Genomic DNA, 12,752 nt, shown 5'->3' on the forward strand with positions numbered 1-12,752 from the left:
TCTTTCAATAAAAAAAGAGCTTTTATGGTGCAAGCTCTTTTTATTCCAATTCGTTTTCGATAAAGTTGGCCAAATACTCTACCGCCTCGGCTTCGTCGGCGCCGTCGGCTTGCAGCGTAATCTCTTGGCCGGAATAAAGCCCAAGGCTCATAATACCGATAATGCTCTTGCCGTTGACCTCGTCGCCATCACTTACGATCGTAATGTCGGAGGTAAATTGATTGGCCGCCCGAACAAACATTGCTGCCGGCCTTGCGTGTAAACCCTCTTCGTTTTTAAGGGTAACTTTCAATTCTTTCACTTTAAACTCCTCTCAACTTCTCAGCCAACGCGTGCAACTTTTTAAATCGATGGTTGACGCCGCTTTTCGACATTTCAGGATCCATGGCTTCCCCGATTTCCGCCAGCGTCGCCTCGGGATCCCTTAACCGAGCTTCGGCGATACGCCGTAAATCATCGGGGAGACGCTCGATTTTCATGTGTTTTTCGATAATCGCCAAATCCTGCATTTGACGGGCAGAAGCATTTACCGTCTTCGACAAATTTGCCGTTTCGCAATTGACGAGGCGATTCACATTGTTGCGAACGTCTTTGACAACTCGCGCCGATTCAAAATGGAGTACCGATTGGCCGGCTCCCATAAAAGCTAATAAATCGGAAATCTTTTCCGCTTCTTTTAAGTAAATAATGTAATCGTCTTTTCGATAGACGCCCTTGGCGTGAAAATGACTGCGTTCAAGCCACTTCATAAGATCCCTTCCGTGGGTCTCGTCGTGGGTGATAAATTCCAGATGGTATCTCTTATTGGGCGATGTAACAGATCCTGCGCCTAAAAACGACGCTCGAACATAAGCGCGAATGGCTTCGTTCGTTCGAAGGAGGGAAGGATTGACGGAATACTGCATTTGAAAGACATTCTCAGGTCTTAGGAAATCGCTATCCATTAAAAGAGATTTAACCGATCCTTCATCGGCCAAGCTGATTTTATATTGCTTGTTCTTTTTAAGTAACATGTTTTGCGTGGCGCTTACTTCCACCTCCCGGCCATACACTCGTTTGTAGGCCGAAAGAATGCGGCGCGCCACCGAGGCATTTTCCGTTTGGAAAGAAAGCCCGATCTTTAAGCTTTCCGTAAGTTTTACCACGCCACAGGTACGGATATAGGCGGCGAGCTCGGCGTGCAAAATATCCATGTCTTCCATGGGTACGCGCGCTAATTCATTTTTTACATCCTTGGAAAAACTCACGATTGCCTCAATTCTCCTCTTTCATCATTATAATGCAGTTTCCCGTCCCGTGCAATGGATTTCATGATAACGATCACATAGACTTAATAAACGCTGCGCCACCATGAGCCCGTCGTGGCGAATAAAGCCGTCTTTGTAAAAAGCGAAGGAGCCGCTTTCCACTTCCGTTCCCCCGGAAGAAAGCGCCATCTTTTCGTCCTCGCTTATGAAAATCGGCGCCACACCTTTTTCGCTGTAACGGGAAAGAATATCGCTTTGCACTTCCCCGTCGTTCACCAGCGCATAGTCGATGGTACGTTTTAAACCGTGATCTTTTAACGCCTGTATGTGATCGCTTAAACTCATGCCTTCCGTTTCGCCCCGCTGTTCCATGACATTGGCCACGTAAACGAGAGGGGCCTCGGAGCAGGCGATGGCATCGGCAATGCCCGGCACGATCATATTAGGAATAAGGGATGTATATAAGCTTCCGGGCCCTAACACGATCATATTCGCCTCTTCAATAGCGTGAAGACATTCCGGGTTGACCTTGGGATCTTTGGCGTCGAAGCGCACGGAGTGAATGGCCAGTTCATGCTCCCACGCATATTTCGGAATACGGGATTCCCCGATCAGTTCGCTCCCGTCTGAAAAAGTGGCGATTAGGCGAATGGATTCCGTCGTAACGGGAAGCACTTTTCCCGTAATCCGCAATACTTGCGCCGCTTCCCCGACCCCTTCGGCAAAGCCGCCGTATAAATCGGAAAGGGCGGCGAGAATTAAATTCCCCATGTTTTGCCCTTCCAGTTTTCCATCGGTAAAGCGATATTGCAAAAGTTGCTCCAAGGACGGCTCCGCGTTGGCGAGGGCCACCAAACAATTTCGAATGTCTCCCGGCGGCAGCATGCCGTAATCTCTTCTAAGCATACCGCTGCTGCCCCCGTCATCTGCCATGGTGACGATGGCGGTAATGTTTTTTGAAAACCGCTTTAAGCCCCTCAGCAAGGTGGAAATGCCCGTGCCGCCGCCTAAAACGACAAATTTCGGATCGTAACGATCGATCATGTCACCACTCTCCCAAATCTCGATGGCCCACCACGACGGAAAGACCTTCTTTTTTAAGAGCCCGACCCAATGCTTCGGCCACGGCCACGGAGCGATGAAAACCGCCCGTACAGCCGATGCCTATGGTAAGGGTATCCTTTCCCTCGCTCACATATCCCGAACCGAAGGACTGAATGTATTTCACCACGCCTCGTATAAATTCTTTGCATTTTTCCTGGCTCAATACAAAGCTCGAGGTGTCGTCACTCAACCCGTTTTGGTGTTTAAGCTCGGGGATGTAATAGGGGTTGGGCAAAAAGCGCATATCGAACACCAGATCCGCCTCTTCCAAAATTCCGTTTTTAAAACCGAAGGACACGACGGAAAGGCTCAGCTTACCCTGCTCTTCCTGCAAAATCGCCTTGAGGCGAATTTTTAAATTATAATTGGTCATCTTCGACGTGTCAATAATATAATCGGCGCGTTCCCGCAAAGGTTTCATCTTCGCGATTTCTTCGTCGATTCCCTTGGCAATGGAAGAGTTTAAGGGATGGGGGCGGCGAAGCTCTTTAAATCGTTTAATGAGCTCGTGGCGATCGGCTTCCAAATAAATGACCGTAACATCGTCTACCGTCTTGTTAAGAGTATCTATGGCCACGTCCAGCTCTTTAAAAAACAGGCCGCTTCGAATATCTAAAACCAATGCCACAAGGGGCATTTGCGCTTCTTCGGCAATGCTTATAAATTTCGGGAAAAGGGCGGGCGGCAAATTATCTACGCAAAAATAACCTAAATCTTCCGCCGCCTTTAACGCCTGGCTCTTTCCCGCGCCGGAAAGGCCGGTGAGCACGAGTAATTTCACTAAACACCCCCTTATTGTTCGCCGAGAACCTTAACCTCTGTTTCCAACTCCACGCCGTGTTTTTGATACACCGCTTCTTGCACCGTGCGAATTAACTCCACCACTTCCTGGCAGGTGGCGTTGCCGCGATTGATGACGAAGCCGCAGTGTTTTTCGGAAACCTGGGCGTCGCCGTGACGCAAACCTCTTAGCCCCGCCTGATCGATTAATTGGCCGGCGTAATATCCCACAGGCCGCTTAAAGGTACTACCCGCCGAGGGATATTCCAAAGGTTGCTTCGTCGTCCGTCGATTCCAAAGATCGTCCATTTCCTCCTGAATGCGCTCGCTGTCGCCGGATTTTAACAAAAACGTCGTCGATAAGACGATGAGATGATCCGTATAGACGCGGCTGTTGCGGTATTCAAAATGAAGTTCCTCATTGGAAAGTTCTTCGACTTTGCCGTTGGCGTGCAGCACGCGCACCGATTCCACCACATCTTTCATCTCGCCGCCGTAAGCTCCGGCGTTCATGGTCATGGCGCCGCCGACGCCGCCGGGAATACCGTGAGCAAACTCGAGGCCCGTTAAACTTTCTCTTTGCGCCGCTTCGGCTACGGAACGCATGGATGCGCCCCCTTCGGCGATGACGCGATCCCCTTCGACCGTTACCTTTTCAAAAAATTCGCCGATACGAATAACGGCGCCACGAATCCCCTTATCGGACACCACCATATTCGTGCCCTTGCCCATGATCATCCAAGGAATTTTTTCCTCCTCTAAACGCAAGAGCGCACGAATTAATTCCTCTTCCGTTTTCGGTTCGATAAAATAATCCACGGGCCCGCCGATTTTAAAACTGGTCACTTCTTTCATGGGGAAGTGTTCTGTTACTCGTCCTATATGTTTAAGATCCATTGATCCTTTCCTCCTCGTCATCTAACTAACTCCATTGTACCAAATTCTATCTAAAAAAGTTCTAAAAAGACTTGACACCTTCCCTAAGGGATTGGTATCATTGATCCAACGAGTTTGACGAGGAGAGTACCTCGAATTTTCGGACTACAGAGAAGCTTCGTTGGTGAGAGAAGCTGTTTTGAGAATCGGGAGAACATGGCCTCTGACTTTTGCGATCGATAATAGATCGTTACAGGTGCGCCTGTTATAGCGCCAGGGTATGATAGTACCCGTAAGGTGTAAATCGTGAGGTTTACATAAATAAAGGTGGTAACACGGTTTATATCGTCCTTTTCCCTATAGGGAAAAGGACTTTTTTTATAGAAAGAAGGAGGATCACTTGATCGATTTACAAAATATTTCCGTCGTCTTTCAGCGCGACGGCAACGACTTTACGGCGGTGGACGATGTGTCCCTTACCGTAGAGCAAGGCGATGTGTTCGGCATCGTCGGCTACTCGGGAGCGGGAAAATCCACACTCGTTCGCACCATTAATCTTTTGCAGCCGCCCACAAAGGGAAGCGTCATCGTAGCGGGAGAAAATCTGACGACGCTCCCCGTCAAAGAGCTGAGAAAACGCCGCAAAAAAATCGGCATGATTTTCCAACACTTTAATCTTATGAATGCCCGCACCATTTTAGGCAATGTACTCTATCCTTTAAAAGACAGCAGCCTTTCTCAGGAAGAGCAAAGAGAAAAAGCCTTGCGACTTTTAAAACTCGTAGGCATTGAAGAAAAAGCGGACAGCTATCCCTCGGAGCTTTCCGGCGGACAAAAACAAAGGGTGGCTATCGCCCGCGCCCTCGCCAACGATCCCAAGATTTTACTTTGCGACGAAGCGACCTCGGCGCTGGATCCGAGAACGACCACTTCCATTCTTCATCTTTTAAAGCGACTGAATAAAGAAATGGGCCTTACCATCGTCCTCATCACCCACGAAATGCAGGCGGTAAAAGAAATCTGCAACAAAGTGGCGGTAATGGAATCGGGCCGCGTGGTGGAATCGGGATCCCTCATCGATATTTTCGCCAATCCCAAGGAAACCATCACCCATCAATTCGTCAACACTGCAAGCCACTGGGATGAAACCATCGACAAGATGAACGAACACGGCTACTTCGACAATGTGGATCCTTCCAATCAATTGATTCACTTACAATACGTGGGCACTTCGGCGACGGATCCCATTTTAAACAATATCTACACCATGTTCGGCGTGAAGACCAATATTTTATCCGGGAGCATCGAATTTTTAGAAGACACGCCCTTCGGCAACCTGGTGGTTCTCTTCCAGGGGCCGCCGGAAAATATTGAAAAGTCGAAAGAGTATTTAAAAGAAAATAACGTCGAACTCGAAGTGGTGAAGAAGGAGGTGATCTAATGGGATTTTTTGAAAATGTCATCGCATCCAAACAAGATTTCGTCGTGGAAACAGGCGCCACCCTTTACATGGTCGTCGTCACATCCATCATCGCAGGCATTATCGGCATGATCGTAGGCTTGCTCTTAACCCTTACGAAAGAGGGCGGCCTTTGGGAGAATCAAAAAGTCTATTGGTTCCTCGATAAGGTCGTCAACATCTTCCGCTCCATTCCCTTTATTATTTTGCTGGCGTTGATTTCGCCTTTTACGCGCCATTTAATCGGCACCACCATCGGCAACACTGCCGCCATCGTTCCCCTTGTGGTGGGAAGCGCCCCCTTCTATGCGCGCCAAATTGAAAACGCGCTGGCGGAAGTGGATCCGGGCATTATTGAAGCGGCAGAATCCATGGGAGATTCTCCCATGCACATCGTCTACGGCGTGTATTTAAAAGAAGGTCTCCCTTCCATTTTACGAGCCAGCGCCCTTACAATTATAAGCCTGATCGGCCTTACGGCCATGGCGGGTGCCGTCGGCGCAGGAGGTCTCGGCAACCTCGCCATTACCCGCGGCTACAACCGCTTCCAAAACGACATCATCGTCGTATCCACTGTTTTAATTCTTATTTTGGTATTTATTACCCAAGCCGTTTTCGATCTTTGGGTAAAGAAGGTACAACACTAACTTGCAATCGAAAGGAGTTTCATTATGAAATCTATTTGGAAAAAAGTAACTGCCCTCACCCTATTAACTACCCTGCTCTTAACGGGCTGCGGCGCGCCGGCCAATAACGCAAAGGCCGACAACAAAAATACCAATGCCGCTGAAGAAACACAAAAGACGAAAGACGGCGACAAAGTCGTTAAAATCGGCGTCGTCGGCGACGACCAACGGTTATGGGAAAAAGCCGCCGAGCTCGCCAAAAAAGACGGCATCACCTTGGAAATTAAAGTCTTCACCGACTACAATCTTCCCAACGATGCCCTGGCAGACGGCAGCATCGATTTAAACGCCTTCCAACACAAGGCATTCTTAGATGAATACAACAAGAGCAAAGGCACGAACCTTACCCCCATCGGCATGACCTATCTCTCCCCCATCGGCGTCTACTCCAACAAGATCAAGGATCTGAAAGAACTTAAAGACGGCGATACCGTCGCCATTCCCGACGACGCCACCAACGGCGGCCGCGCCCTTATCGTCCTCCAACAAGCGGGCGTCATTAAATTAAAAGACGACGCCGGTTTAACGCCTACAGTCAAAGACATTGCCGAAAATCCGAAGAAAATTAAAATCGAAGAATTGGATGCCGCATCCGTCGCCCGTTCCCTTCCCGATGTGGATGCAGCGGTTATTAACGGTGGCTTGGCAGTCGATGCCGGTCTCAATCCCAGAAAAGACACGATCTTCGTCGAAGAAATGGGCGAAAGCATTGCCCCCTATATTAACTACGTCGTCGCTCGTCCGGAAGATAAAGACAACGAACTTTATAAAAAAGTCGTAAGCTACTATCAAACCGACGAAGTAGACAAACTCTTGCAAGAACTTTACAAGGGCAGTCAATATGCCGCTTGGAAACTCGACTTAAGCAAGCTCGATCAATACAAAGACGGCAAGAGCGATTTAGAAGAATCGAAATAAAATTTAACAGCACGCTATTATTCTCTGCCTGCTATCGCCGGCGGGCAGACTTTTTTTACTCAAAAACAGGATGGAATCATTATGAAAAACACATTAAAGCTAATCTCTCTCGGAATTTTATCCCTCTTTCTCCTCGTAGGATGCGGCAAATCGTCGGATGACGGCCAAGTCGTAAAACTCGGCGTCGTCGGTGACGATCAACGGCTTTGGGAAAAAGCCGCGGAGCTCGCCAAAAAAGACGGCATTACCATTAAACTCGTTCACTTCTCCGATTACAACACGCCCAACGACGCCCTCGTCAACGGCGACGTGGACTTAAACGCCTTCCAACACAAGGCATTTTTAGACGAATACAACCACTCCAAGGGAACCCATCTCGTGCCCATCGGCAGAACGTTTATTTCCCCCATCGGCGCGTACTCCAACACATTGAAGGATTTAAAAGATGTGCCCGAAAACGGAAAAGTTTCCATTCCCAACGACACCACCAACTGCGGACGCGCCCTCTTCCTATTGGAAGCGGCAGGCCTTATCCAATTAAAAGATAATGTCGGCGTAAGCCCCACCCTTTCCGATATTGTGGCCAATCCGAAAAACATTCAAATCAACGAAATGGACGCTGCCCAAGTAGCGCGCACCCTTCCCGATGTAGACGCCGCGGTCATCAACACCAACCTTGCCATCGACGCAGGCCTTTCCCCGAAAGACGACGCCATTTTCATGGAGCCCCTTAACGAACATTCCGCTCCCTATATTAACTACGTCGTAGCGCGGGAAGAAGATAAAGACAATGCACTCTATCAAAAAGTTGCCGCCTACTATCGCACGCCGGAAGTAAAGGCATTGAACGATAAACTTTACGAAGAAACGCAAAAAATGGCATGGGAACTTACCGATATTCCCGACGCCGGCGACACGGCGACAAAATAAGAAAACGGCTGAGGATACTCGGCCGCTTTTTATTGCATCGAAAGCTTTTCCGTTAGCTTTTAACAAAACGTGATATAATGAGCCTATCCACTTGGGATAATCTAATAGAAAGAGGTGTTCTATGAGCATTTCTAAAAAATCAAAACTACCCGTCGGCGACTTTCGGATTATAAAAGATAAATATATTCCCGAAATCGAATCGTCCCTTCGGAAAAAACCGGTGCTCATGCCCAATGCCATTTACAACGCATCGGGGATCCGCATTCAGGGTACCCGCTTTAAATCCCTGATCTTTTCCACCGACATCGCCATGATTCGCAACTCCAACGCCCAGGCGGTGTTCGCAGTCTATCCCTTTACGCCTCAGCTCGCCATCGTGCAATCCATTATTCAAGGCTCATCGATCCCCGTTTTCGCAGGGGTCGGCGGCGGCACGACCTCCGGTGCGCGAAGCGTCTCCATTGCTCTGGAATGTGAATTATTGGGCGCTTACGGCGTCGTCGTCAACGCGCCTATGAAAAATGAAGTCATTCAGGAAATGTACAACGTCCTGGACATTCCCATTATCGCCACCGTCGTCTCCAAAAACGACGACATCGTCGGAAAAATCAACGCCGGCGCGCGCATTCTGAATGTCTCCGGCGGCAAAAACACGGCGGAACTCGTCCGTTACGTGCGCAGCATTATCGGAAACCGATTCCCCATTATCGCCACCGGCGGCGACAACGATGAGCAAATTCAAACCACCATCAACGCCGGCACCAACGCCATTACCTACACGCCGCCTTCTATGGCATCTCTTTTCAAAGGCATGATGGAAGATTATCGGGCGCAAAGCGAGGCCAACGGCAGCGAATCCTGCAATGATCCGAAACAACTTCACGTACATGAATATTTAAGAGACCTTGTATTCCCCGCAGACGCTATCGAATACATTCGAAAAAAAGGTGAAGATAAAGATGATAAAAAATAAACCATTTACGACCCTCGTAAACATCGCCTTGGTGTTGCTGATTATTTTACTTTTCAGCATGACCCGGCAATTTTTAAGCCCCATTTACAATATTTTTCTTTTTTTAATTACGCCACTCATTCTCGCCATTTATATCTTTTACGCCTTTCGGCCCATTCGCAATAAACTGGCGGAATGGACGAAAAAGCCCGGCCTTTCGGCGATCATTACTTTTTTCCTCTTTATCGCCTTTGCCGTCGGCCTGTTTTACGTCACCTTCAGCATGATTTACGATCAGGCACAAAGCTTTCTCAGAAATGTGAACATGAATGTCCTCTTGCAGTATTCCGACACGGACATTTACAAAGAACTGAGCCAATACATTCCTCTGGGAAGTTATATCGACAAATTTGAAGGGTGGCTACAGGGCATGGCGGGAGATATTCCCAATCTGCTTACGAAGCTCTTCAGCAATATCGGTACCATCGGTTCTCTGCTGCTTCTCATTATTCTCGGGCTCTTCTATCTTTTAAAAGACGAAGAGAACGCGGTAAAAACCATTCATTACTTGGCCCGGGGAAAATATTACGACCGCATCATGGAAGTGTTGAGCCAAATTCACAACACGCTGGAAATCTATATTTCCGGGCAAATCCTCGTGGCATGTGTTCTCGGCGTCTTAATGTTTATCGGCTACGCCATTATCGGCTTGCCCTATAAGCTTTCCCTTGCCGCCATTGCCCTCGTATTTAACTTCATTCCCTTTATCGGACCCTTCCTAGCCGCGGCGCCTGCCGTACTCGTCGGCTTAACCATTAGCCCGTCCATGGTGGTGAAAGTTATCATCGTGAGCGTCGTCGTGCAACAATTGGAGGGAAATGTGATTACGCCCAATATTATGGGCTCCAAACTTAATATCCACCCCTTCGTCGTCATCGTCGCCGTTATGGTGTCCGCCAATCTTTTCGGCGTATTGGGTGCCCTTATCGCCTCGCCCCTTTACATGTGCATTAAAATCATTATCAAGGGGATTCGCAACGAAAAATTCGACAGCCAAAACCAATGCGTCATTCCCTTAGATACCGATAAAGCTAAATCATAAAGAAAGGTGATTCTATGAAGTGTCCACACTGCGGTAGCGAACAATCCCCCTCAAGCACCTTTTGCGGAGCCTGCGGAAAGCATCTGACACCCCATAGCCATGCAAAAAACGAAGAGAGGACGACCACACCACCTTCCCCGAGACGGAAACAAATCATTGTCGCCATTTGCATCCTACTCGTGCTCCTCGCCCTTATCGCAGGAAAAAGTGTCCACAAAAATTTAAAGATCAACCGACTGGACCGCCAAATGAATCGCGCCGTAGAAGACGGATCCTACACCGAAGCATTAAATAATGCCCGTACCCTTTACGATTTAACCGGCGATGAAAAATATTTGGAAAGCGCCAAAGAAATTAAGACCGTCTCAGAAATGAAGAAAGATTTAAATCGAGCCGAGAGCGCATTGGAAGACGGAGACTTTTCCTTCGCCCTCCAAATATTAAAAGATTACAGAGACCGTCGGGATCTCCTTCCCGATAAATATGACGATCTGAAAAAAGATTTCTACTCCGGGCTTGAGAGGCAGGCATCGAAATACCGCAGTGCCGGCTCAAAAGATCAGATGGTAGCCCTCGTCGACAGTCTACTCGCCATGGACGGCGGCAACGAACGGCTGCTGGCCATCCTCGCCGAAGCAAAGGCCTCCACGGGAGCGCCCGCTCAATCGGTCGATGCATCGCCGAAACCGAAGACTGAACCGAAGCCGAATCAAAGGCAAGTTTCTTCAAACGGAAGTAAACTTTCAAAAGTGGCATCCAATCTCCTGGGCAAGGACATAACCTCCACGGCCCTTCACACCAATGTAAGGAGCGAGCCCACCATTAACGCTCCCGTCGTCTACGCACTGGAAAAAGGCTCCACCGTCCACGTCTACCGCACGGTGATCGAGGGCAATATTATTTGGCTCGACATCGGCGACGGATGGACATCCCATAAAAACTTTAACGGCGATTTAACTTATTAGTCGCCTCGCCCCCGTATGGGGGCTTTTTCTTTGCGCCGAACTGAGAACTTTTCACTTTACAACAATAAAACCACTTTATATAATGAAGTAAAGTAATTAGAAAGGAGCGCCTATGCACTGTACCCATTGCGGAAAGGCCGTGGATCCAAACGATCGCTTCTGCACCCATTGCGGCCAAGCGAATCCCTCTTACGGCGAAGACGCCCGCGAATCTTCAGACGACCATTTTAAAACTCAAGCTTACGACAATTATCAAAACACACCGCCTTATGCCCCACTGAATCAGGATTATCCCCAAAGGCCGAGGAAATTTAATTGGGGCGCCTTTACTTTTACAGTGGCATGGGGCATCGGCAACAACTGCTATATCTGTTTACTCGCCCTCATTCCCGGACTGAACATTATCATGTCCTTTATCGCAGGCTTTATGGGCAACCAATGGGCCATGGAAAATAATACCTATCGCGACATGGAGGAATTTTCAAAAATTCAACAAACGTGGAATCGCGCCGGCTTTATCTTCTTTATTATCGCCGTCATTCCCGCCGCCTTCTTTATGTTTATCGGCTTTATGACGCTCATGTCCGCTCCCGCCCTAAACAATAACTGGCTATAATTAAAAACGACGCAAAAAAACGGCGATACCCTCGCCGTTTTAATTTTTACAAAAAAATAGGGCCGCAACCAAAAGTTGCGGCTTATTTGCTTGTATGAACAATCTCTTTTTGTTACGTTATAAATGAACGTTATCGAGAAAAGAAAAGGAGCGTACCGTGTACGGTCAAAAAATAAAAACAAAACGCCAAGCCCTTCACATGTCTCAAGAGGACTTGGCGAGAGAATTAAATCTGACGCGCCAGGCCATTTCCAAATGGGAAATGGATAAAGCCCAACCGACCATGGCAAACCTTCGGGAGCTTTCGCGGGTATTCGGCGTGGACATGGCCTACTTCATAGGCGAAAATAAAAAACCGAATGAAGAATCCACTGCAGCGGGAATCTTTTGGTGGGCACTCTATTCCATTATAGGTTTCGCCTTTTTTGCGATCTACTATTTCGCCATTATGGAATCCGCACTGAACATCGATCCGAAAAAAATGCCCTACCTCCTCATCACACTTTATATGATCGTCGCCACGATCGCCTTTCCCCAAGCCTATCAAGACGAAGGCCATCGACTGGAAAAATTGGATTTCTATCTGTTCAGTAAAGTGGTACTGCCCTTGTTCTATGTCCTCTCCCCCCTTATCGTGGCGAGAGGGATCGTGAAAAATAGCCATTAGCGGAGAGGGAAATGCAATCATTTATTTTTGAAAAGCTGTAAGGAATCTATTTTGCTTCCGAAAGCCGGCGCCCAACTTATAAAATAATTTCTTGCGACGCAACCCAATAGGAATCAAAGGTTGTTAGCCGTTTACACATCTAAAAGAAAGGAAGGAGGTTTTAGGAGGAGGAAAAGATGCGAATCCGGGCGCCCTATTCCCTCCTCCTAAGATCAAAGAAAGATTTTTGAATGAAGAGATTACTTTTTCAAGAAAAAAACTTCTGAATGGATTTTTAAAAAATGCATTCACGCAGAAAATATCTTTTTAATTCGGTTTCATACAACCCGTATAATCTTTTCGCGGGGAAGAGGGAAAGGGCTCAGAGGCAAAGGCCGCGTTTCCCTCTTCCCCGCGTGCCCCATCTCCCTTTCCGGCTGGCACTATAACGAAAAATGCCTTCGGCATTTT

Annotated in this window: 14 protein-coding genes and 1 other annotated feature; of the genes, 9 read left to right on the forward strand and 5 right to left on the reverse strand. The window is 48.0% G+C overall.

Annotated features, from left to right (window positions below):
* Positions 1-40 precede the first annotated feature (40 nt).
* Genes HMPREF1863_RS00795 through murB form a run of 5 tightly spaced genes read right to left on the reverse strand, consistent with a single transcriptional unit; the run spans position 41 to position 4,028 of the window.
* On the reverse strand, positions 41-301 hold the full coding sequence (locus HMPREF1863_RS00795) for an HPr family phosphocarrier protein (protein WP_083508452.1): 261 nt from the start codon (positions 299-301) through the stop codon (positions 41-43).
* A gap of 1 nt (position 302) precedes the next feature.
* Positions 303-1,247 (reverse strand): DNA-binding protein WhiA, encoded by a 945-nt coding sequence (gene whiA / locus HMPREF1863_RS00800; RefSeq protein ID WP_068366312.1) that lies wholly within the window; start codon positions 1,245-1,247, stop codon positions 303-305.
* Positions 1,248-1,274: 27 nt separating this feature from the next.
* The gene (locus HMPREF1863_RS00805) at positions 1,275-2,291 is read right to left on the reverse strand and encodes a gluconeogenesis factor YvcK family protein (protein WP_068366315.1); all 1,017 of its coding nucleotides are present in this window, start codon (positions 2,289-2,291) and stop codon (positions 1,275-1,277) included.
* 1 nt (position 2,292) lies between these two features.
* Positions 2,293-3,132 carry an RNase adapter RapZ gene (gene rapZ / locus HMPREF1863_RS00810; RefSeq protein WP_068366318.1) on the reverse strand — a complete coding sequence of 280 codons (840 nt, stop codon included), beginning with the start codon at positions 3,130-3,132 and terminating at the stop codon, positions 2,293-2,295.
* A gap of 11 nt (positions 3,133-3,143) precedes the next feature.
* Positions 3,144-4,028 (reverse strand): UDP-N-acetylmuramate dehydrogenase, encoded by an 885-nt coding sequence (gene murB / locus HMPREF1863_RS00815; RefSeq protein ID WP_157065048.1) that lies wholly within the window; start codon positions 4,026-4,028, stop codon positions 3,144-3,146.
* 105 nt (positions 4,029-4,133) lie between these two features.
* Positions 4,134-4,363 (forward strand) — a binding site (T-box leader).
* 44 nt (positions 4,364-4,407) lie between these two features.
* Between murB and HMPREF1863_RS00820 the strand changes: the two genes are divergently transcribed.
* From HMPREF1863_RS00820 to HMPREF1863_RS00865, 9 genes are all read left to right on the forward strand, one after another.
* Positions 4,408-5,448, forward strand: coding sequence for a methionine ABC transporter ATP-binding protein (locus HMPREF1863_RS00820; RefSeq protein WP_068366324.1), 1,041 nt, complete (start codon positions 4,408-4,410; stop codon positions 5,446-5,448).
* Positions 5,448-6,113 (forward strand): methionine ABC transporter permease, encoded by a 666-nt coding sequence (locus HMPREF1863_RS00825; RefSeq protein WP_068366327.1) that lies wholly within the window; start codon positions 5,448-5,450, stop codon positions 6,111-6,113. Before HMPREF1863_RS00820 ends, HMPREF1863_RS00825 begins: the two co-directional genes overlap by 1 nt.
* Before the next feature lie 24 nt (positions 6,114-6,137).
* Entirely contained in the window at positions 6,138-7,070 is a 933-nt protein-coding gene (locus HMPREF1863_RS00830) for a MetQ/NlpA family ABC transporter substrate-binding protein (RefSeq protein WP_068366330.1), read from the forward strand.
* Positions 7,071-7,151: 81 nt separating this feature from the next.
* Positions 7,152-8,000, forward strand: coding sequence for a MetQ/NlpA family ABC transporter substrate-binding protein (locus tag HMPREF1863_RS00835; RefSeq protein ID WP_083508453.1), 849 nt, complete (start codon positions 7,152-7,154; stop codon positions 7,998-8,000).
* Positions 8,001-8,121: 121 nt separating this feature from the next.
* Positions 8,122-8,973 carry a beta/alpha barrel domain-containing protein gene (locus HMPREF1863_RS00840; protein WP_322621804.1) on the forward strand — a complete coding sequence of 284 codons (852 nt, stop codon included), beginning with the start codon at positions 8,122-8,124 and terminating at the stop codon, positions 8,971-8,973.
* Positions 8,960-10,054 (forward strand): AI-2E family transporter, encoded by a 1,095-nt coding sequence (locus tag HMPREF1863_RS00845; RefSeq protein ID WP_068366333.1) that lies wholly within the window; start codon positions 8,960-8,962, stop codon positions 10,052-10,054. The genes HMPREF1863_RS00840 and HMPREF1863_RS00845 overlap by 14 nt, the downstream gene beginning before the upstream one ends.
* Before the next feature lie 14 nt (positions 10,055-10,068).
* Positions 10,069-11,019 carry a zinc-ribbon domain-containing protein gene (locus HMPREF1863_RS00855; RefSeq protein WP_157065049.1) on the forward strand — a complete coding sequence of 317 codons (951 nt, stop codon included), beginning with the start codon at positions 10,069-10,071 and terminating at the stop codon, positions 11,017-11,019.
* Positions 11,020-11,131: 112 nt separating this feature from the next.
* On the forward strand, positions 11,132-11,635 hold the full coding sequence (locus HMPREF1863_RS00860; protein ID WP_068366341.1) for a zinc ribbon domain-containing protein: 504 nt from the start codon (positions 11,132-11,134) through the stop codon (positions 11,633-11,635).
* 157 nt (positions 11,636-11,792) lie between these two features.
* On the forward strand, positions 11,793-12,302 hold the full coding sequence (locus tag HMPREF1863_RS00865; protein WP_068366343.1) for a helix-turn-helix domain-containing protein: 510 nt from the start codon (positions 11,793-11,795) through the stop codon (positions 12,300-12,302).
* Positions 12,303-12,752: the final 450 nt, after the last annotated feature.

Source organism: Aedoeadaptatus coxii (assembly GCF_001553115.1).
In the GTDB taxonomy this organism is placed as follows: Bacteria; Bacillota; Clostridia; order Tissierellales; family Peptoniphilaceae; genus Aedoeadaptatus; species Aedoeadaptatus coxii.